The organism is Hymenobacter psychrophilus, assembly GCF_900107135.1.
Taxonomy (GTDB): domain Bacteria; phylum Bacteroidota; class Bacteroidia; order Cytophagales; family Hymenobacteraceae; genus Hymenobacter; species Hymenobacter psychrophilus.
Genome location: NZ_FNOV01000011.1, coordinates 18736 through 40103 on the forward strand (window position 1 = coordinate 18736; position 21368 = coordinate 40103).

Annotated in this window: 19 protein-coding genes; 12 read left to right on the forward strand and 7 right to left on the reverse strand. The window is 58.9% G+C overall.

The genetic code is table 11. From position 1 onward, the window contains the following. Window positions 1-24: 24 nt before the first annotated feature. The 4 genes from BLW21_RS16055 to BLW21_RS16070 all read right to left on the reverse strand — a co-directional run bounded on the left by BLW21_RS16055 (window position 25) and on the right by BLW21_RS16070 (window position 6548). Window positions 25-3072, reverse strand: coding sequence for a leucine--tRNA ligase (locus tag BLW21_RS16055; RefSeq protein WP_092741891.1), 3048 nt, complete (start codon window positions 3070-3072; stop codon window positions 25-27). Window positions 3073-3204: 132 nt separating this feature from the next. Next, window positions 3205-5055, reverse strand: a complete 1851-nt coding sequence (locus BLW21_RS16060) for an NACHT domain-containing protein (RefSeq protein ID WP_092741893.1) — start codon at window positions 5053-5055, stop codon at window positions 3205-3207. Between the two features lie 218 nt (window positions 5056-5273). Continuing rightward, the gene (locus BLW21_RS16065; RefSeq protein ID WP_245711926.1) at window positions 5274-5954 is read right to left on the reverse strand and encodes a spheroidene monooxygenase; all 681 of its coding nucleotides are present in this window, start codon (window positions 5952-5954) and stop codon (window positions 5274-5276) included. Between the two features lie 78 nt (window positions 5955-6032). Further along, window positions 6033-6548 (reverse strand): pyridoxamine 5'-phosphate oxidase family protein, encoded by a 516-nt coding sequence (locus BLW21_RS16070; protein WP_092741895.1) that lies wholly within the window; start codon window positions 6546-6548, stop codon window positions 6033-6035. Window positions 6549-6693: 145 nt separating this feature from the next. Between BLW21_RS16070 and BLW21_RS16075 the strand changes: the two genes are divergently transcribed. The 3 genes from BLW21_RS16075 (at window position 6694) to BLW21_RS16085 (ending at window position 9452) form a co-directional block, all read left to right on the forward strand. Continuing rightward, window positions 6694-7305, forward strand: coding sequence for an acyl carrier protein phosphodiesterase (locus tag BLW21_RS16075; RefSeq protein WP_092741897.1), 612 nt, complete (start codon window positions 6694-6696; stop codon window positions 7303-7305). A gap of 352 nt (window positions 7306-7657) precedes the next feature. After that, entirely contained in the window at window positions 7658-7906 is a 249-nt protein-coding gene (locus BLW21_RS16080) for a YgaP-like transmembrane domain (protein WP_092741899.1), read from the forward strand. 100 nt (window positions 7907-8006) lie between these two features. Further along, on the forward strand, window positions 8007-9452 hold the full coding sequence (locus BLW21_RS16085) for a dihydrolipoyl dehydrogenase family protein (protein WP_245711927.1): 1446 nt from the start codon (window positions 8007-8009) through the stop codon (window positions 9450-9452). A gap of 8 nt (window positions 9453-9460) precedes the next feature. On the opposite strand, the gene BLW21_RS16090 is transcribed toward BLW21_RS16085, so the two are convergent. Next, the gene (locus BLW21_RS16090) at window positions 9461-10063 is read right to left on the reverse strand and encodes a peroxiredoxin-like family protein (RefSeq protein ID WP_175471009.1); all 603 of its coding nucleotides are present in this window, start codon (window positions 10061-10063) and stop codon (window positions 9461-9463) included. Between the two features lie 131 nt (window positions 10064-10194). On the opposite strand from BLW21_RS16090, the gene BLW21_RS16095 reads away from it, so the two are divergent. From BLW21_RS16095 to BLW21_RS16125, 7 genes are all read left to right on the forward strand, one after another. After that, window positions 10195-10623, forward strand: a complete 429-nt coding sequence (locus BLW21_RS16095; RefSeq protein WP_092741903.1) for a hypothetical protein — start codon at window positions 10195-10197, stop codon at window positions 10621-10623. A gap of 289 nt (window positions 10624-10912) precedes the next feature. Continuing rightward, window positions 10913-11176: a heavy metal-binding domain-containing protein gene (locus BLW21_RS16100; RefSeq protein ID WP_139255254.1), complete on the forward strand. Its 264-nt coding sequence runs from the start codon at window positions 10913-10915 to the stop codon at window positions 11174-11176. 63 nt (window positions 11177-11239) lie between these two features. Continuing rightward, entirely contained in the window at window positions 11240-12595 is a 1356-nt protein-coding gene (locus BLW21_RS21980; RefSeq protein ID WP_092741907.1) for an efflux RND transporter permease subunit, read from the forward strand. Then, the gene (locus BLW21_RS21985; protein WP_092741909.1) at window positions 12592-14484 is read left to right on the forward strand and encodes an efflux RND transporter permease subunit; all 1893 of its coding nucleotides are present in this window, start codon (window positions 12592-12594) and stop codon (window positions 14482-14484) included. Before BLW21_RS21980 ends, BLW21_RS21985 begins: the two co-directional genes overlap by 4 nt. Before the next feature lie 174 nt (window positions 14485-14658). Further along, complete coding sequence (locus BLW21_RS16115; RefSeq protein WP_175471010.1) at window positions 14659-15915, forward strand: TolC family protein; 1257 nt, start codon at window positions 14659-14661, stop codon at window positions 15913-15915. Then, the gene (locus BLW21_RS16120; RefSeq protein WP_175471011.1) at window positions 15899-17287 is read left to right on the forward strand and encodes a heavy metal-binding domain-containing protein; all 1389 of its coding nucleotides are present in this window, start codon (window positions 15899-15901) and stop codon (window positions 17285-17287) included. Before BLW21_RS16115 ends, BLW21_RS16120 begins: the two co-directional genes overlap by 17 nt. Before the next feature lie 16 nt (window positions 17288-17303). After that, a complete protein-coding gene (locus BLW21_RS16125) occupies window positions 17304-18584 on the forward strand; it encodes an efflux RND transporter periplasmic adaptor subunit (protein ID WP_139255256.1) in 1281 nt (426 codons plus the stop codon). Window positions 18585-18677: 93 nt separating this feature from the next. On the opposite strand, the gene BLW21_RS16130 is transcribed toward BLW21_RS16125, so the two are convergent. Both BLW21_RS16130 and BLW21_RS16135 read right to left on the reverse strand, forming a co-directional pair. Continuing rightward, a complete protein-coding gene (locus BLW21_RS16130; RefSeq protein WP_092741917.1) occupies window positions 18678-19361 on the reverse strand; it encodes a haloacid dehalogenase type II in 684 nt (227 codons plus the stop codon). Between the two features lie 337 nt (window positions 19362-19698). After that, a complete protein-coding gene (locus BLW21_RS16135; RefSeq protein WP_092741919.1) occupies window positions 19699-20214 on the reverse strand; it encodes an FKBP-type peptidyl-prolyl cis-trans isomerase in 516 nt (171 codons plus the stop codon). A 51-nt stretch (window positions 20215-20265) separates the two neighbouring features. Between BLW21_RS16135 and BLW21_RS21245 the strand changes: the two genes are divergently transcribed. Continuing rightward, window positions 20266-20487: a hypothetical protein gene (locus BLW21_RS21245; protein WP_139255257.1), complete on the forward strand. Its 222-nt coding sequence runs from the start codon at window positions 20266-20268 to the stop codon at window positions 20485-20487. An 89-nt stretch (window positions 20488-20576) separates the two neighbouring features. After that, window positions 20577-21245, forward strand: coding sequence for a Dps family protein (locus tag BLW21_RS16140; RefSeq protein WP_092741921.1), 669 nt, complete (start codon window positions 20577-20579; stop codon window positions 21243-21245). The last annotated feature ends 123 nt before the right edge of the window (window positions 21246-21368 follow it).

A 21368-nucleotide genomic window follows, 5' to 3' on the forward strand; every position in this document is an offset into this window, starting at 1 on the left:
CAGGCAGGGTTCAGGCACTGGGCCCTACACCACAATATTCACCATGCGGCCGGGTACCACAATCACCTTTTTGGCGGGTTTGCCTTCGGCGAAGCGGGCCAGGATGTCGGTGGCGCGGACGGCGGCTTCAATCTCGGCGGCGGTGGCGGCAGCCGGGAACTGCAGCTGCTCGCGCACCTTGCCGTTGATGGCCACCGGGTAGTTCACCACGTCCTCGACCAGGTATTCCTCGCGGAACTCGGGGTAGGCGGCCGTGCTGATGGAGCCGGGCGCGTGGCCCAGCTGCTGCCAGAGCTCCTCGGCCAGGTGGGGCGCGTAGGGGGAAAGCAGCACCACCAGCGGCTCCAGAATGGCGCGCTTGTGGCAGTCGAGGGCCGTGAGCTCGTTGACCGTAATCATCAGGGCGCTGACGGTGGTGTTGAACGAGAACCGCTCAATGTCCTCTTCCACCTTGCGGATGGCCTTGTGCAACGTCTTCAGCTCGGCCGGCTCGGCCGCGGCGTCCGTTACGGCGAAGGTGCCGTCCTGGGGGTGGTAGAGGCGCCAGAACTTCTTGAGGAAGCCTGCCACACCGCTCATGCCGTTGGTGTTCCAGGGCTTGAACTGCTCCAGCGGCCCGAGGAACATCTCGTACATCCGCAACGCATCGGCCCCGTAGCGCTCAATCAGCGTATCGGGGTTCACCACGTTGTACTTCGACTTCGACATTTTTTCGACTTCAGAGAAAGTTTTAAAGACATCAGAACCACCGAATGAGAATTTATAAAATTTGCCATTTTGCCAGAAGCCACCTGTGCACACGAAAACGGCATTCTCTACATCAACGAGCCTCGACTCGTAACTAGATAGGCTCAGAACATTACTCTCAACTAATGATATATCAACATTTAGCGCGACTAAACTACCGACATTGACAGATTCATCTGCAGTAGATTCTTCAGGACCGAAGAATAAATGCTTTGCATCAGCGCTGACAAATACTGAGGTTGATGTAGCAGGTAGCTTATAGTCTTCTATTCGCTTGTTAGACAGAAATGTTAAACGTGAAATGGAGTTTTCATTGGCCGTTTCAGGATTCATATGTTTTGACAGCAATGACTTATCTGACCAACGATAAGTTTTCTCCGAAACACCCAATATCATCCCCTGATTAATCAGCTTCTGGAACGGCTCGTTGGCCGTTACCAGACCCAGGTCTTTCAGGAACAGGTGCCAGAAGCGGGAGTAGAGCAGGTGGCCGGTAGCGTGCTCTGCGCCACCGAGATATAGATCCACGTTCTGCCAGTAGGCTTCGGCTTCCTCGCCCACGAAACGGTCGGCGTTGTGCGGGTCCATGTAGCGCAGGTAGTACCACGAGGAGCCGGCCCAGCCGGGCATGGTGCTCAGCTCGTACTCGTACTTACCCTTGTACTTCCAGTCGGTGGCGCGGCCCAGGGGCGGCTCGCCGGTTTCGGTGGGCTTGTACTCGTCGATTTCCGGCAGCACCAGGGGCAGGTCGGCTTCGGCCACGCCATATGCTACGCCGTCCTTGTAGTAAATCGGGATGGGCTCGCCCCAGTAGCGCTGGCGGCCGAAAATGGCGTCGCGGATGCGGTAGGTGATTTTGGGCTCGCCCACCCGGTTGGCCCGCAGGCGCAGGCGCAGTTGCTCGGTGGCCTCGTCGTAAGTCAGGCCCGTGATGAAGCCCGAGTTGATGTAGCGGCCCTCCTTGGTGGGGTCGGCCTGCAGGTCGAGGCCCTGCTGGCCGTCGAGAATCTGGCGGATGGGCAGCTTGAAGTGGGTGGCAAACAGCCAGTCGCGCTGGTCACCGCTGGGCACGCCCATCACGGCGCCGGTGCCGTAGCCGGCCAGCACGTAGTCGGCGGTCCAGACGGGCAGGAACTCCTGGGTGAAGGGGTTCTGCACGTAGCAGCCGGTGGCGGCCCCGCTCACCGTCTTCACGTCGGTCTGCCGCTCCCGCTCCGAGCGGTTCACGGCCGCTTTCACGTAGGCCTGCAGGTCGGAGTAGACCTGGGAAGCTTCGGGCGAGTAGTCGGCCTGGGCGGCGGCCCGCTCGCCCAGGGCCAGGGTCAGGTCGAGCTCGGGGGCCAGCACCAGGAAGGTGGTGCCGAAAATGGTGTCCACGCGGGTCGTGAATACCTCGATTTCCTCGGGCTGGGGCTTCATTTCGCCGCTAGCGTCGCGCAGGTACACCGGGAACCGCACGCTGGCCCCGATGCTCTTGCCGATCCAGTTGCGCTGCATTTCCTTCACCGCGTCGGGCCAGTCGAGCGAGTCGAGGCCGCGCAGCAGGCGGTCGGCGTAGGCCGTGATGCGCAGGTTCCACTGGGGCATGAGGCGGCGCTCGACGGGGAAGCCGCCGCGCTCGGAAAGGCCGTCCTTCACCTCGTCATTGGAGAGCACCGTGCCCAGGCCGGGGCACCAGTTCACGTAGGTGTCCTGCTGGTAGGCTAGGCGGTAGGGGTGCACGGCCTGCAGGTGCTGCTTCTCGGTGAACGACTGCCACTGGCCGGCCGTGAACTCGTGGCGCTCGTCGGCGTCGCCGGCCGCCCGGATGCCCGCGCTGCCGCTCGCGGCGAACTTATCGAGCAGGGTTTTGAGGGGCTCGGCGCGGTCGGTTTCCAGGTTGTACCAGCTGTTGAAGAGCTTGAGGAAAATCCACTGGGTCCACTTGTAGTAGGCCGGGTCGGAGGTGCGCACCTCCCGGCTCCAGTCGTAGCTGAAGCCCAGGGCCGAGAGCTGCTTGATGTAGGTGCCGATGTTCTGCTCGGTGGTTACGGCCGGGTGCTGGCCGGTCTGGATGGCGTACTGCTCGGCGGGCAGCCCGAACGAGTCAAAGCCCATGGGGTGCAGCACGTTGAAGCCGCGCAGGCGCTTGTAGCGGGCCACGATATCGGAGGCAATGTAGCCCAGAGGATGGCCCACGTGCAGCCCCGCCCCCGAGGGGTAGGGGAACATATCGAGCACGTAGTATTTGGGCTTTTCCGAGCCGTTTTCGGCCTTGAAGGTTTGCTGGTCTTTCCAGAAGTCTTGCCACTTCTGTTCAATATCCTGAGGATGGTAGCCGGGCATGGGCAGTCGGGGTGCATTGGTTTTAAATAGGCAAGATTACGGAAAAAACGGGTCATAGCTGGTATATTTTGATTGAGTAGTTAGAATAAAACTTAGTTATAGTTCAATAAAATATAGTTAAGTATTAACTTCTTACAAATCTAATAGGTCGTTTTTTATTTTAGAATCCTCAGCAAGATTTTCCTTTAAGTTGTCCAGAATCTCCATTGCTGAAAATTTCAACGAAGTAATCTTTTTTTCTAGTTGACTATTGTGAAATACTTTACTGGTTCTAGCTGAATTCCAATTCCATAAATCTTTGTATTTTATCCAATAATCATTATGCTTGGGTCTTCTAGATATCAATTTACTTTCACTGATAAAATCTTTATAAAGTTCTAAAATTATTTCTTTTTTCTCGTAGTGATAAGATAATATAAAATCGAAAGGGTCAAATTGTAATCCATGGTAGGCAAGTATTGGAAAAATAGGACCTGTTGGTATTGTAAACGAATGGAAATCTATTTCTGAATTTTTAATGATTATTCCTTCTCCATTGTCGTAAAAAGTGAAGAAGTTTTTCACAATATTTTTTTCTCCACCCTTTTTAATTTCTATTAAAAAATTAGATAGGTGTTTGATAAAGAAATTATTATAAAATGAGTATTTGTCTAATTCTATACAAATAGACCATAAGTTTTCATTTCCACCAGTTCCCTTGTTCTCTATGGATGCAAATCTTTCATAATACACCTTGGTCTTGGCTTCTTCACTTTGTTCTCTTACAAGTAAAGCTGCTAAGTATTCTTGTAGAGATTTATGAGGAAATTTATATTCAAATCCGTCAAGTATAATTATTGATATTGATACGACAAAATCATCAATAATTGCTTTTATATTATAATTTAATTTTAATTTTTCTCTAATATTTTTTAATTTATCTACGAGATATTCCTCATCAAATGTATATTTGCCCTCGAATAAAGACACATAAGCAAGCCACTTAAGCACATTCTCTAACTCTTCATGTTGTAAACCTGATTTTCGTTCATGTAAAAATCCTCCTTTTTTCGTATAACTATCATGCTTAGTGCATAGGGTATCAAAAACATTCCAATAAAACTTAGATTTAGATTTAGGTAATTCAGGATAAAGATTATATGTCAATATAAACATAGACAATAACAGTGGGCTACTTAGGTATGACTTATAGTCTTTGCTCTCAGGTGCCGCAACAGTTGCTTGTACTCTCTTCTCAAGTTCAGCATCATCTCTCAACTGTACATGAACAAATCTCGATATTTCATTCTCACTTAACGGAGATACGTAGTAGCTCAAGAATCTAGGGATAGACTCCGCATTTGCTCCAGGTCTTGATGTTATCAGAAAGTAATTTTTATTATATTTATCTACAAAATTTTCTATGTCTTCTATTATTTTTGCTTTATTATTTGAAAATATTTCATCGAATCCATCTAATAAAAAAAGGAATTTTCCTTTCTCCAGAATTCTTTCTAGTATTCTTTGACTAGGACTTAGTTTGTTATTTAGTACATGCTTATAGATATAGTCAGTTATCGAAATTTCTTCTCTGCTGATATTTCTAAGTTCAATTAAAATTGGAATTTGCTTCTTGCTTTCAAGTGCACTAAGAAAACATTGCTTCATAAACATGGTTTTCCCACTTCCTGCATTACCAATTACCGAAATAAATCTTTTTAATTTGAATAATTCGAAAGGTTCATGACTAGGCATTTCAATAGAATCGTTATTTTTTAATTTTCTTGTTAATGTCACTGGAAAATAGGTGTCATAAAAATAAACGTCTTCACTCCTATGTAAAAATGTTTTAGTGTATTTTATCTTATCTATAAGATTATCGATATATGTGGCTACGCCATTATCAAAAAAAAACGAAACTTCGTCTTTTGCTCCTTTCATCGTTTCCAATATTGGAGATTTGAAAGCACTTAGTAATGCAATTGTTTCTTTGGAAATAGGCATGTTTTATTTTTTACGAAACAATGATGAAATTAAATATGAAAATTGTATTTTATTATAAAGTTATAATAATGTTTTAAAATATTGCATGTAAATATCACTAAGATAACGTTTGGTGTAATTAATATTGTAAAAATTGTGTGTTGTAATACTAGTGATTAAAAGTGTATTATCAAAGTATCAGTGTGTCGCCACTTGCTAACTAACGTCGCTCCATTCATCTATACTGGCCCGTCCCAGCGGCCCTCGGTGCTCAGCACCCGGAACCGGGCAAACATTTCCTCCGAATACCAGTCTTCCTGCCGCGTCAGGCGGATAACTTCCTTGTGTTTCTCGTTGCGGTAGGCGTAATCCTGCATGGCGCGGGCCGAATCCCAGAGGCTGACGGTGGCCTGGCGCACGATGGGCAACTCGCCCAGCCCGATGGCGGCCCGCACGCCCGGCGCATTGGCAATGGTGGCGCTTACCGGGGCCACGTAGCGCCAGAAGCGGGGCGTTTTCAGCAGCCGGATGGATGCCCGGGTGAGTACCAGCACCGGCTCGTCGGGTGCGGCGGTTTCGGAGGCGTAGTCAAACGGGTTCACCCCATCCCAGAGGCCGTGCGCCTTGATGGGGGCCAGCCGGGCCGTCCAGATAGCGGTGGTACGCTGGCGAAACTGCTGCCAGAGCGGGTGACGGCCGAAAAACTCCTCGGCCGCGGCCTCCGACTCCCAAACGGCCATAAAGCCGTAGCGGCGCAGATTGGGTAGGGCGCCGAAGCCATTGGTAGCGCCGCTACCCAGTAGCTTGGCAAACCGCAGGCCCGCCACCCGCCGCAGGGGCTGCTGGGCCGTGCCCATCTGGGCAAACCCCCAGCGCCGCTGGTCGGGGAGGAGCGTGATAATGGAAAGCGTCGTCAGCAAGGGAGTAAAGTCTGGATTTAAAGCAACAAAAAAGGGCCGGAATTGCTTCCGGCCCTTCTGCAATCAGCCAAATATAGGCTACTTGACTTCCACTTTGGCGTGCTCGTTCACGTCGTCGGAGTCGCTCTTTTCACCCGTGGTTACCGCGCGCACGTAGGCGTAAGCGCGGCTCAGCAGGCCGCTGGGCGAATCCCAGTACTCGCCCTTGTCAATCTCCACTTTCAGAATCATGATGTTCGGATCCTCTTTGCCCTCGGGGAACCAGGCCTTCATGTCCTCGCTCCATAGTTCGTTGATTTTGGCCTGGTCGCGGTAGGCGTTGCAGCGGCCCGAAACCGACACGTACACGTTGTCGTCGGGGTTGCCGTAGCTCAGACCTACGTGGCTGTCCTTTTTCACTTCGTACACCTTGGCCGAATCCTTGTCTGTCAGGAAGAGCAGGGAGTTGTCGGCCTCGGGCTTCTGGGTGGCCATCGGACGGCTACGCAACGATTTATCGTCGTCGGAGGTAGTCGTCATCATGCAGATATTGATGTCCTTGATTTTTTCGAGCAGCGTCTTAATGTCGTTGGTTACGGGCGTTTTGTTAGCCATGATAATGCAGGTTTGGGTTGGGTTAGATGATAGGAGCAAAGCACCCCGGCCGGGGCCGGAGGCGCGGTAGTAAATACGGCCCGCCTACGGTTGGGGTTGGCCCTGTAAGCCGCATTGCCCGTATTATACCAACTTACCCGCCACTATGAACTTTCTGGCTCACCTGCTACTCTCCGGCTCGCCCGCCACCACCCCTGATTACGATGATATCGTAGTGGGCAATTTCGCGGCCGAAGCCGTGCGGGGCCGCGCCGGTCTGCTGGCCTACCCCGAACCCGTCCAGCGCGGTATCCGCCTGCACCGCTTTATCGACTCGTTTACCGATACCCACCCCGTGGTGCGCCGCACCACCGCCCGCCTGCGCGAAGCCGGCCTCGGCAAGTGGGCCGGCGTGGTGGCCGACATGGGCTACGACCACCTGCTGGCCCGCGACTTCGCCCACCACCACCCCGCCGAGCTGCTGCCCGACTTTGCCCAGCGCCAGTATGCGTTGCTGCACGCCCGCCGCCACGAAATACCCGCGCGCCTGCAGCCCCTGCTGCACCACATGCGCCACGGCGACTGGCTCAGTGGCTACGCTCACCCCGTGGGCCTGGAGCAGGCGTTGCAGGGCCTCAGCCGCCGCGCACCTGCCGGGGCCGTAATGGCCACCGGGGCCGCGGCCTTCCTGGCCAAGTTGCCCGCCTACGAGGCCGATTTCGCGGAATTCTGGCCGGAGTTGCGGGCGGGGGTGGAGAGAGGTGGAATCGTTGAATAACTGGTCCGGCCGCTAAATGCCCGTTTTTCGCTTCTGAGGCCCTGCACATAGCCACAACGCAGGGCCACATAGCCGATTTTGCCTGTTTTGCGGATCAGGTCCTACTCCATCCAGCAGTAATCCAGCGTCCGGATGGGCCGCTGGCTGTCCGCCACAATGGCATGGCCGGATAGCCCACCCGGACTTGAGGATGCCTGGGAGCAGCCGGGACGTGAAAGCACTCTTCCCAAATTCCTGCTTGATTGGTGGGAGCGCCGCTTTTCGGTCCCCGGCAATAAAAACTCCGGTTACTGCCCTCAACCGTCTGCCCGCCGTATGAACACCAATAGATAACTTCCAAAATCAGGATACCATGAATAAGCTTCTGCGTTTTATTGCTTCTCCGGCCGGTCGAATTACGCGCGCCACCATCGGGACTTCGTTAATTGCTGCGGGCATAGCCCGGGGCCGCAAGGGCTGGCCGCTGGCGGTTGCCGGCTTGCTGCCCCTATCTATGGGTGCCTTCGATTGGTGCCTGCTGGCACCGCTGAAGGGGCTGCCGTTCGATGGACCACAACTTCGGGCGACGCTTGGGCCGGAAAACGACCCGATTGCCGGGTAGCGCCTGACGCTTCATATTTCTGAAACCAGTACTATGTCCGCCCCCAACAGTAGTAGGGGCATCAACGTCCTGTGCTTCCTATTCCTATTGAAAGACCACTATGTCCGAAATTGCCGCTGATTTTGACCTGATTGTACTGGGTGCCGGCTCGGCCGGCCTGGGCCTGAGCCTGTTCATGGCCCGCGTTGACTTACGTGTGCTGCTCATCGACCTCACGGCCGAGGACGTGGGCGGCGACTGCCTCAACCACGGCTGCGTGCCCAGCAAGGCCCTGATTCATGCCGCGCGGCAGGTGCACAACGCCCGGCAGGCCACGCAGTTTGGCCTGCAGGTGAGCGGCGCGGCCGATATGGGCAAGGTGATGGACTACGTACAGGGCCGGCAGGACATCATCCGCCACCACGAAAACCCCGATTATCTGCGCGGGCTGGGCGTCACGGTCGAAATTGGCCGGCCCCGGTTTGTGGGCGACCACGCGGTGGAAGTAAACGGCCACACCTACACCGGCCGCAAGCTGGTGGTGGCTACCGGCTCGCGGCCGGAGCAACTGGATGTACCCGGCGCCGACCAGGTAGAACTCTACGACAACCAGCGCGTGTGGGACCTGCGCGAGCTGCCCCAGCGCCTGCTAGTAGTGGGCGGCGGCCCCAACGGCGTAGAACTGGGCCAAGCCATGCAGCGGCTGGGCGCGCAGGTAACCATGGTGCACCGGGGCGAAGCCATCCTCGAAAATGAAGACCCCGCCATTAGGGCCGTGCTGGCCGAGCGGCTGCGAGCCGAGGGCCTTACCATTCATCTGGAAGCCGAAGTGGAGGCCTTTACTTCGGCCTCGCAGGCCCGCATCAAGCCCAAATCCGGCGACTCGTTTGCCGTGGATTTCGATGTGGTGTACGTGGCCATTGGGCGGCACGTGAGCTTCGAGGGGCTGCAGTTGGAGCAGGCCGGGGTAGAGGTGGACGAGAAAGGCCACATCAAGCTAAACGAGCACCTGCAAACTACCAATTCCGATATTTTCGTGGCCGGCGACGCGGCCAATTCGCTCAAATTCAGCCACGGGGCCGAGCTGCACGTGCGGATGCTATTGTTCAACTTCTTCTCGCCCATCAAGAAAAAGCTGGACTATGACCATTTCTCGTGGGTCACGTTCACCGACCCCGAGGTGGCGCATTTCGGCCTCGATGCCGCCGAGCTCGATAAGCGCGGCACCGCCTACGAGCGGTGGGAAACCTCCTTCGCCGACGACGACCGGGCCGTGGTGGACAGCTACCGCGACGGCCACCTGTTGCTCTTTATCGAAAAGAATGCTCTGCCGCTGCCCGGCCGCAAGCGTCGTATTCTGGGCGGGGCCATGGTGGCGCCCGGCGCGGGCGAGCTTATTCAGGAGTTGATTCTGGCCAACACCAGCGGGCTGGGCATCAGCGAGCTATTCGACAAGGTGTACCCGTATCCGGTGGCGGCCCGCATCAACCAGAAGCTGATTGTGGACCACCAGGACGTGTCGCCGCTGCTGCAAACGGCCCTCGATGTGGCGTTTAAGCTGCAATAGGCCCGGCGCTACAGCGCGGCGGCTATCCGGCGCACCGATACGCGCTGCTTGTAGTCGGGGTTGAAGTAGGTGAACTTGATGCGGCCGTCGCGGCCGATGACGTAGGTGGCCGGTACGGGCAGCACGTCGTCGGAGGAGGCGTTGGCTTTCTGTAAATCCACTCCGAAACCCTTGTATTTGAGGGCAGTGGCGGGGTCGACGGTGAAGGCCGTGTTGTAGGCTTTCATGATGACGAAGCCCTGGTCCTGGACGATGGGGAAGGCCGCTTTGGTCTTTTCCACGGTCTTGCCGATGTTCTCCTGGGTTTCGGGTGTTACGACTACTATCTGCGCACCTTTGGCCGTGAGCAACTGCAGCGAATCCTGAAGCTGGCTGAGCTGCTTGTTGCAGTAGGGGCACCACTGGCCACGGTAGAAGTAGAGCACCACCGGGCCCTTTTTCAGCAGCTGCTTCAGTTCGATGGGCTTTCCGGCGGCATCCTTGCCCTTGAAGGCCGGTGCCACGGTGCCCACGGCCAGCGGTGCGGCGGTGCAGGCGGGCGCGGTTTGGGCACGACCAGCCAGCGGCAGCGCGAAAAGGAGCATCGAAACGGGCAGGCGGAAATTTGTCATGGCCCAAAGGTAGCTCCATTGGCCCCGCCATGCCCCACGGCCGCTGGCCGTTAGGCAGCCAGCGGCCGTGGGGCATGGCATATGCGAGCGGAAAAAACTATCTTGGGGCTTTCAGCGTTGGGTTCTTCGTAATGCGGCATCTTACCTCCCTGCTCCGACGGCTAACGGCGGCAACCTTCCTGGTTGCCTACCTGAGCGTGTTTGCGGGGCAGGCGTTCTGCACCGGCACCGGCGACCTGTTTGCCGAAACCGGCCGCGCCGCCTGTTGCATGGGCAGCAGCTGTACCGGCATGGGCAAGATGGCGGCCAAGGACAAAGACGCCAAAAGCCCTGACTGCAACAAGCGTGGCATTGCCCGCCTGCTGGCCGCCCAAGATGCCCCCCAGGGCCAGTCCCTGCTGTTTGCGGCGCCGGCCCTGCTGCCGGACATGGCCGTACTGGTGCCCGCTCCCCGGTTTGTGCGCTGGAGTCGGACCGAGAAAGTAGCCCTGGTACCCACCCGGCAGCTGCCCCCCAAAATCCCTGACATCCGGATTTTCCTGCACTCCCTGACCGTCTGAACCACGGTTTAAGCCACGGCCTCGCCGGGTATAGCGCTGCTATGCCCGGCAGGGCCGTGCGTTTTGGCGTGGGTACTTACTCTCATGGTTCGTTCTGGCGTTGCGCCTCAACCCCTGACCGCCGCTCCAAAAAAGGAGAGGGGACACCGGTCTTGCCTCAGTCAATAATTATCTGACTCCCCCTCTCCTTTTTTGGAGAGGGGGCCGGGGGCGAGGCGCTTCATTGAAAGGCCCCGCACACCCCAACTTTCTTACAATCATTTTCCTCACTTCTCTTTTTCCCAACCCCATGCGTACTCCATTGCTTTTCCTGACCATGAACGCCGCCACTACGCTTCTGCTCAGCAGCTGCGACAACAAGGCCGCCACCGAAACCACCACTACCGAAACCACCACCATGGCCCCCGCCGACAGCAGCATGATGGCCTCGCCCGACGGCATGATGGCGGGCACTTACTACACCTGCGAGATGCACCCCGAAGTGCACGCCGACCACCCCGGCAAGTGCCCCAAGTGCGGCATGAACCTCACCAAAACCACCGCAGCCAAGTAAGCCGGCCGGGCCGTAAGGCCCGCGCCGCTTTGGGCGGCCGTTTTCTGCACTTCCTGCTTTTCTATGGTTAATAAACTCATTTCGCTGGCGTTGCGCAACCGCGCGCTGGTGTTGCTGGTGGCGGCCGGCCTGTTTGGCTGGGGCCTGTACTCGATGCAGCGCAACCCCATCGACGCCATCCCGGACCTGTCCGAAAACCAGGTGATTGTGTTCACGGAGTGGACCGGCCGCAGCCCGCAGGTGATTGAGGACCAGGTGACTTACCCGCTGGTGTCGAACCTGCAGGGGGTACCGAAGGTGAAGAATATCCGGGGCACGTCGATGTTCGGGATGAGCTTCGTGTACCTGCTGTTTGAAGACGACGTGGACCTGTACTGGGCCCGCTCGCGGGTGCTGGAGCGCCTCAACTACGCCCAGCGCCTGCTGCCGCCGCAGGTAACGCCCACCCTCGGGCCCGATGGCACGGGGGTGGGCCACGTGCTCTGGTACACGCTCGATGCCAAGGGCATGGACCTGGGCGAGCAGCGCGCCCTGCAGGACTGGTACGTGAAATTCGCCCTCCAAACCGTGCCCGGCGTGAGCGAGGTGGCCTCGTTTGGGGGCTTCGAGAAGCAGTACCAAATCAACCTCGACCCCACCAAGCTCAACTACTACCGCATCCCGTTGGGCGAGGTGCTGCGGGCCGTAAAAGCCAACAACAACGACGTGGGCGGCCGTAAGTTCGAGCTCAGCGACATGGGCTACATCGTGCGCGGGCTGGGCTACATCAAGTCGATTGCCGACGTGGAAAACATGCCCGTGGGCACCTACCAGTCGGTGCCGGTGCGGGTGAAGGACGTGGCCACCGTGCAGATGGGCGGGGATATCCGGCTGGGTATTTTCGACGTGAACGGGGAGGGGGAGGCCGTGGGCGGCATTGTGGTGATGCGCTACGGCGAAAATGCCGACCTCGTCATCAAGGCCGTGAAGGCCAAGATGGCCGAGGTGCAGAAGGGCCTGCCGCCGGGCGTCAGCTTTTCCATCGCCTACGACCGCAGCACCCTGATTGAGAAGGCCGTGGCTTCCATCCAGGGCACGCTGCTGGAGGAGATGCTGGTCGTGTCGGTCATCGTGCTCATTTTCCTCTTTCACTGGCGTAGCGCCCTGATTATCCTCATTCAGATGCCGCTCTCCATCGTCATTGCCTTTATCCTGCTCGAAGCCTTCGACGTGTCGTCCAACATCATGTCGCTCACCGGCATTGCCCTGGCCATTGGGGTGATTGTGGACGACGGCATCGTGGTGGTCGAAAACGTGTACCGCCACCTCGCCGACGCCCAGGCCGCCGAGCAAGCGGGCCTGCCACCGGCCACCACCGTTGCTGCTGCCGACGCCCCCGACGCCAGCGCCGCGCCCGCCTCTACTACCCCCGCCGTATGACCCGCGAAGAACGAGACCGTATTATCGAAAAAGCCTGCCAGCAGGTGGGGCCGGGGGTTTTCTACTCCTCCGTCATCGTCATTGTGTCGTTTCTGCCGGTGTTTTTGCTTACCGGGCAGGAGGGCAAGCTGTTTTCGCCGCTGGCCTGGACCAAGACGTTTATTCTGCTCGTCGATGCCTTCATTGCCATTACGGTGGCGCCGGTGCTCATCAGCTTTTTGCTGAAAGGCAAGCTTAAACCCGAGAGCAGCAACCCGCTGGGCCGGTTTCTGGAGCGGCTGTATACGCCGCTGCTACGCTGGTGTTTGCGCTGGCGCAAAACCACGCTGGCCCTCAACATCATCGCCCTGCTCGTTAGCGTGCCGATGCTGCTGAGCCTGGGCACCGAGTTTATGCCGCCGCTCGATGAGGGTAGCATCCTGTTTATGCCCGTGACCTTGCCCGACGTGTCGAACACCGAGGTGAAGCGCATTCTGCAGGTGCAGGACCGCATCATTAAGGCCACGCCGGAGGTGGCGCACGTGCTGGGCAAGGCCGGCCGGGCCAACACGGCCACCGACAACTCGCCGATTTCGATGATTGAAACCATCATCCTGCTCAAGCCCCGCGACCAGTGGCGCGCCGGCATGACCAAGGCCAAAATCGTGGACGAGCTCAACGGCAAGCTCCAGATTCCGGGCGTGGTCAACGGCTGGACCCAGCCCATCATCAACCGTATCAACATGCTCTCAACCGGTATTCGCACCGATGTGGGCGTGAAGGTGTACGGCCAGAACCTGGATTCCATCTACGGCCTGGCCACCCGCATCAAGCAGCAGCTCGACGGCGTACCCGGCGTGAAGGACCTGTACGTGGAGCCCATTACGGGGGGCAAATACCTCGATATTGCCATCCGCCGGGACGAAATCGGCCGCTACGGCCTGAGCATCGACGACGTGAACCTGCTCGTGGAATCGGCCCTGGGCGGCATGCCGCTCACGACCACCATCGAGGGCCGGCAGCGCTTTAGCGTGAATGCCCGCTTTGCCCAGGACTTCCGCAGCTCGCTGCCCGCCATCCGCAACCTGCAGGTGCAAACGCCCGGCGCGGGGCCCATCCCGCTATCGGCCGTGGCCGATATCCGGGTGGCCGAGGGCCCGCCGATGATAAACTCGGAAAATGCGCTGCTGCGCGGCACGGTGCTGTTCAACGTGCGCGGCCGCGACCTGGGCGGTACCGTGGAGGAAGCCAAGCAGCAACTCGAAACCCTGCTTACCAAGCTGCCCAAGGGCTATTTTCTGGACTGGAGCGGGCAGTACGAAAACCAGCTGCGGGCCACGCGCACGCTGCAACTCATTATTCCCATCGTGCTGATTATCATTTTCGGGGTCCTCTATTTCACGTTTGGCTCGCTGAAGGAGGCGTTTTTCAACATCGTTACTATTCCCTTCGCCCTCATCGGCGGGGTATTCATCGTCTACTTTTTCGGCATTAATCTGTCGGTGGCAGTGGCCGTGGGCTTTATTGCCCTATTCGGGCTGGCCGTGGAAACCAGCATTCTGATGGTGATTTACCTGAATGAGGCCATGCAGAAGCTGGTGGCCGAAAAAGGCAACTCCAGTGAGACCCTCACCAACGCCGACATCCGCGCGGCCGTGATGGACGGGGCCACTAAGCGCCTGCGCCCCAAGATTATGACCGTGTCGGTGTCGTTGTTTGGGCTGGTGCCGGTGCTGTGGGCCACGGGCGTGGGGGCCGATGTGATGCTACCCATCGTGCTGCCGCTTATTGGGGGCGTGTTCACTTCCTCCATCCACATTCTGCTGGTGACGCCGGTGGTATTCGAGATGACCAAAGAGTACGAACTGCGCAAGCACGGCCGCCTGGAAATCCCGGCAATCACCCATTAAGCCATGAAAGCGAAATAGAAGGAACGTCATGCTGAGCATGTGGCGAATTGAGCCAGAGTGCGCAGCCGCAGTCGAAGCATCTCTACCGCTTCGTTGAATTACTACTGCAACGAAGCGGTAGAGATGCTTCGACAAGCTCAGCATGACCGTTCAGATATTCTGAAAATCAAGCCAATGAAATTCTACTTCATTTTACTGCTACTGCTACTGCTGGTGCCGCGCCCCGGCGCAGCCCAGCAGGGGCTCCGCCTGCCCCTCGACTCGGTGTTGCGCCGCGTGGACCGCGACAACCCCGGCCTCCGGCGCTACGAAGCCCGTATCGGGGCGGCCGAGGCCTACGCGAAAGGTGCCCGCACCTGGGCCCCGCCCACGGTGGGCGCCGGTCCCTTCATGATGCCCTACACCCCGCGCCAAACCAACGACAATGGCCCGGCCATGCGGCAGGGCTCCATCATGCTGTCAGTCGACCAGAACATTCCCAACGGCGCCCGACAGCGGGCCAATGAGCGCTACCTGCAAAGCCGTACCGGCCTGGAGCAGGAAAGCCGCGCCTACGAGCGCAACCAACTGCTTTCTGAGGCCCGGCAACACTACTACAGCTGGGCGCTGCTGCTCAAAAAACAGCGGATACTCGATGGGAGCGAGGAACTGCTGCGCTTCATCATCCGCTCCATTGAACTGCGCTACAAATACGGCGGCGAAAAGCTCAGCGACGCCTTCCGGGCCAAGGCCGAGCTGCAGCGCCAGCAAGCCGAAGAACTGGAGGTGCAGGGCCGCATCGACGAGCGCCGCATTGCCCTGAACACGCTCATGAACCGCCCCCCCAACGAGCCGTTCGAAATCGACTCCGCCTACGCCCGCCCCGACTACCGTGCCGCCCCCGACACGGCCACCCTGGCCCGCTCTCGCAGCGACGTGCGCCGCCTCGACCAGACCCTGGTCCGCACCCGCCTGCAGCAGGAGCTGGAACTTACCAGCCGCAAGCCCGAATTCGGGGTGCGCTACCAGCACATGAACGCGCTGGGGGGCAATAATCCCAATCTGTACACCCTGCAAGGGATGGTGTCGATACCGATTGCGCCCTGGGCCGCCCGCGGCTACAAGGCCAACGTAGCGGCCCTGGGCCTGGAGGCCGAAGCCCTGCGCGAAGAACGTGCCGCCCTGGTGGTGCAGGCCACCGGCAGGGCTTCGGGCCTGCTGGCCCGGCTGCAGGCCAAAGCCGGGCAGATTGCGCTGTACGAGCAGCGCATTGTGCCGGCTGTGCTCAAAAGCTACCGCGCCACCCTGCTGGCCTACGAGCAGAACACCGAGCAGCTCACCGCCGTGCTGCAGGCCTGGGAGGCGCTGCGTGCCACCCGTCTCGAAGCCGTGAATCAGGAACTGGAATACGTGCAGCTACAAACCGATTATGAGCGTGAAATTGAACAATAGCCCAACCACCGCCGCTCAACACCGCCCGTTGGGCTGGCTGGTCGGGCTGGGCCGGCTGGCCGTGCTGCTCGCGGGGCTGGCCGCAACGGCCTGCTCCGGCAAGCCCGAAAACCCGGCCGGCGACCCCGCGGCCGCCACCGCCCCGGCGGCAGCCGCCGACGTGTACACTTGCTCCATGCATCCCCAGATTCTGCGCGACGAGCCCGGCGACTGCCCCATCTGCGGCATGAACCTGGTGAAAAAAGCCAGCATGATGACCACGGTGCCGGTGCCAGCGGCCTCGGCTAGCGGCACCGCTGCGGGCGGTACCGTGCCCGCCTCCAACGAGCAGGTGCTGACGCGGGTGCAGCTGGTGCAGCCCTCCCCAACGGCCGATTCAGCGGCGACTATTGTGGCGCCGGGTACCATTGCCTACGACCCCCGCCGGTTCGAAAACGTGGCTGCCCGCTTCGGCGGGCGTATCGAGCGGCTGTACGTGCGCTACCAGTTCCAGCCGGTGCGCGCCGGCCAGAAGCTCTTCGATATTTACAGCCCCGAGCTGGTGACCGAGCAGCAAAACCTGCTGTTCCTGCTCAAAACCAACGACCCCGACGACCGCGCCCTGCTCAACGCCTCGCGCCAGAAACTCCGGCTGTTGGGCCTTACGGCGGCGCAGGTGCGGGCCGTGGAGCAACGCGGCCTGCCGCAGCTGAGCGTGAGCGTGTTCAGTCCGGTGAGCGGCTACGTGATGGAAACGGGCGCCGCAGCTGCCGCCGGCGCATCGGGTATGAGCCAACCGGGCAGCGCCCCTGTCGTCGGCACCGCGTTAGAGCAGACCGCGCCGCTCGCCATTCAGGAGGGCCAGTACGTGGAGCGCGGGCAGCGCGTGCTGCAGGTGGCCAACATCGACCAGGTGTGGGTGCGCCTGCAGCTGTACGCCCGCGACGTGGCTGCCGTGCAGCCGGGCCAACCCGTAGAAATTACGCTGAACGACCGGCCGCAGGCCCCGGCCCTGCAGGCCCTGGTGGCCCTGCTGGAGCCCGTGCTGGCCGGCGACGCTGCCACCGTAACGGCGCGGGTGTACCTGCCCAACCCCGGCGGGCAGCTCAAAATCGGGCAGCTCGTGACGGGCCGCATTACGCCCCCGGCGGCATCAGGCGGCCTGTGGGTGCCGGCTACGGCTGTGGTTGACCTCGGCACCCGACAGGTGGTGTTCCGGCAGCAGCCGGATAGCCCGCGCCTGCTGGCTGTGGCCGTGGTAACCGGTGCCCGCCGCGGCACGCAGGTGCAGGTGGTGCGCGGCCTGCGCCCCGCCGACCGGATTGCCGAAAACGGCCAGTTCCTGGTCGATAGTGAATCCTTCATAAACCCCGTGGCCGATGCGCAACAGTAGCAACCTTATAGCCCTGATGGCGCTATGCCTCGGGCTGGCCGCCTGCGGGCGCGCCGACGACCCTGCCACCGCCTCGGCCCCACAGGCCGATGCCACGGCCACCTCGGCCACGGCCGCGCTGGGCCGCTACTACACCTGCTCCATGCACCCGCAGGTGCACCAGGACCACCCCGGCGACTGCCCCATCTGCGGCATGGACCTGATTGCCGTCAACAAGCCCACGGCCAGCGCCACCGGCGGCGCCCGCACCCTGCATCTAAGCGCCGAACAGGTGCGGCAGGGCAACATCCGGGTGTCTAAAGTGGGGCAGCAGGGCGCCAACGACAAAACCAGCGGCGCGGCCCTGGCCACTGGCCTGCGCCTCACGGGCCGGGTGGTGCTCAACCCCGAAAACCTGGTGCAGGTGAGTGCCCGCGTGCCCGGCCGCGTCGACCGGCTTTACGTGCGGGCTACCGGCGAAACCGTGCGGGCCGGCGCGCCGCTCTTTGCCATTTACAGCGAAGAATTACTAAAAGCCCAGCAGGAATTGCTGCTGGCCCGGGCGCAAATGCGCGAGCTTGCCGGCCAACAAATCGACTACGCTCCCCTGGCCGACGCGGCCCAAACCAAACTGCGTCTCTGGGGCATGACGTCCCGTCAGATTACCACGCTGTTGCGCTCGGGCAAGGTGCTGAACCCGATGCCTTACTTCAGCCCCCGCAGGGGCATCGTGCAGACCCTCAACATTCGTGAGGGCGACTACGTGAGTGAGGGCACCGCCGTGCTCCAGCTAGCCGACCTGAGCTCGGTGTGGGTGGAGGCCCAGCGCTATGCCTCCGACCAGCCCCTGCGCGACGGCCAAACCGTGCAGGTGTCCTTTCCCGCGTTTCCGGGCCGTGTGGTGCCGGGCCGGGTGAGCTTCAGCAGCCCTGAGCTGGCCGGCGAAAGCCGCGTGGCCCTAGTGCGGGTGAAAATTCCCAATCCGCATCAGCAGTACACGCCGGGCCTGCAGGCGGTGGTCGAGACCGTGGGGCCAGTGAGCCGGGCGGAGCCGGTTGCTGGGGGTGGCCTGCGGGTGCCCATTGCGGCCGTTTTGCAGGAGTCAGCCGGCAGCAGCCTGTGGGTGCGCAACCCTGATGGCCGCTACGAAAACCGCATGGTGAAGCTGGGTCCCCAGACCGGTCAACAGGTCGAAATCCTATCCAACTTAAAAGCCGGTGAGGAGGTGGTCATTAACGGTGCTTACCTGCTCAATAGCGAATACATTCTGCAAAACGGTGCCACCCCAATGGCGGGCATGGAAGGCATGAAAATGTGAGCAGGAGCGTAAATGTGCTGAAAAAAGCATTCAGCATGACGTTCTGTTTGCTACGGTTATTTCGGTTACTCTAGCGTCCAACCGCTATTCGATTCAGCCGATAAGCTGGCGGGCAATGTCGGGCAGGGTGGGGCCCGTGAGGGTGGGAGCGGGGGCCAAGGGGTAAACCTGCTGGCCCGGGCGGGAGATGAACGCCGCTTGCAGGCCCGCTAGCTGCGCGCCGGCAGTATCCCAGCCGTGGGCGGCTATCAGCATGGCCTGGGCAGGCGCTACTTTCAGCTGCTGGCAGGTGCTGTGGTAGGTTTCGGGGTGGGGCTTGTAGCGCTTGAGCGAATCGATGCTAAGCAGCTGCTCAAAAAAACCGGTGAGGCTGGCGTAAGCCATCTGCTTTTTCACCGTGGCATCGGGCGAGTTGGTGAGCGTGACCATGCGGAAGCCCGCCTTTTGCAGCGCCGTGAGGCCGGGAATAATGTCGGGGTGGGGGGGCAGCTCGGTGATAAGCGTGAGGATTTCTTTCTTGTGGGCCGCCGGGCGCGCCGGCTGGCCCAGCGCCTGCGCCAGCATATCGAGGGCCGCGTCCCCAATCTGCCCGAAGTTGTGGTAGTTGCCGGTCACAGTATCGACCAGTGAATACTGAAGCAGCAGCCCAAACCACTGCTTGAAAGCCGTTTCCGACTGGAATTCCTGGTTGACGGCCTGCTGCAGCTTGCCCAAGTCGAGCAGGGTTTCGTTGACGTCGAAAATCAGCAGTTTGGGGCGGTCGGAGGTGGGAGCCATGGCAGAGAGGGAAACGGGCAAGGCCGCGGCGGCTGTGGCCAGGGCGAGGGAGGATAAAACAAAGCGTCGGGTAACCATGCGCCCTATTACGCAACCCGCCGGCGCCGGGCTGCCCCGGGGTACTTTTTCTGAAAAAAGCAGGTCCGTTTTCAGCCGGCCGCGGCTGGTTCTGTATTCGGCGGCATGCCGCTGACTTGCCTGCCAAGGTCATAGCTCAGCTAGACTTGGGGTGAGCAGGTGGTGGCTTCGCGAAGCAGAGAAAAGCAAAAACGCCGACACAAAAAACGGGGCCCGCAAAGGCCCCGTTTCCCGTTTCTCTATTGCAACCGGCAGCTGATTAGTGCTGGTGGCCACCCTCGCCATGCACATGGCCGTGGTCCATTTCTTCGGCGGTGGCTTCGCGTACCTCGGCCACTTTGCCGTCGAAGTGCATCACCATGCCAGCCAGCGGGTGGTTGAAGTCCATTTTTATGGCGTCAGTCCCGATTTCGACCACTTTGCCCTGCATGTGGTGGCCTTGGTTGTCGGCCATGGGCAGGAAGTTGCCCACCTGCAGCATTTCCTCGTCGGTCTGGCCGTCGATTTCAAATACGTTGCGCGGGATGTCGACGACCGCCTGCTCATCGTAGTCGCCGTAGGCCTGCTCGGGGGTGAGGCTGAAGCTGAACGGGTCGCCGGAGTTCTTGCCATCGAGCTGGCGCTCAAACTCTTCGGGTAGGCCACTCTGGCCGAACAGAAACACCATGGGGGCATCGGTGTCGGCCGACTCTACGAGTATTTTTTCCTGGTTTTCGTCGGTTACGCTCAGGTCGTAGGTAATGGTAACGACTTTATTGGGGCTGATCTGCGTCATGGAATTTTGGGAAAGAATGGGAGGCAAAAGCAATAATTGCTAGTTACGGAAATGCTGGTAGAAAAATCGTTAAAAGGGGAAAACAAGCCCGGCAAGCCGCTATTACCCAGCTATAAAATTTGGGGATTTAAGGAGTTTGCCAAGCGCTACCATAACCAAATGTATTTTAATCTGGTTTTAATGACGAAGCTGTTTACAAAGTCAAAAGGCGGTCATGCTGAGCTTGTCGAAGCATCTCTACCGCTTCGTCGCAGTCATCCAACGAAGCGGTAGAGATGCTTCGACAAGCTCAGCATGACAGTTTCGTAACCATGGCCGACTTTGTAAACAGCTTCGATTGTACAACCTAACTGATTCATTACATGTCATCTTTCTTTTCTAATATTTCCCCGGTCGTTACTTTTCGCTCCCTGCTCTGCGCCGGAGCCCTGTGCGCCCTCACTACTTTTTCGGCCCAGGCCCAGCGCCGCAGCCAGCCGGCCGCCGACAACATGAGCACTACGCCTATGAACACGGCTACCGCGCCCCCCGCCCAAACCGGCCTCAACTACCGCAACCCCGCCGCCGACGACCGGATTCCAATGGAAGCCGCCAAGCGCGACGCCGTAGCGAAGGAAATGGAGGCGACGGTAGTGGAGCTGCTCGAACTCTACCACGATGCCAAGCAAAGCCACTGGAACCTGCGCGGCCCCCTGTACTACCAGCTCCACGAGGTCCTGCAGGGCTACGCCGAAACCTATCTTAAATATACCGACGTACTGGCCGAACGCTCGTTGCAGGTTGGCCGCCCCATTGATGGTCGGACGCCGGTGGTGGCCAGCCAGGCCAACCTGGAAGCTTTTCCTGGCGGTTTCCTAGAAGACCGCCAAGTGCTCGACCTTATGAGCAGCCGCGTGGATATGGTGGCCAAGCGGGTTCGGGAGCGGATTGAGCGGGTGGGGAAAATCGACGAAACGACGTCGAACCTGCTGCAGGAGTTGAGCTACGCCCTCGATAAGCAGGCGTGGCAGCTGCGGGTAACCCAACAATAAGTACGCTCAGCCAACCCACACAGCAACGCCGCTCCTGGTTTCTACCAGCAGCGGCGTTGCTGTGTGCAAGTGCTACAAAACAAATCAGCTACTTTTACTTCTGCGCAGCCGCTGCTCAAAAAA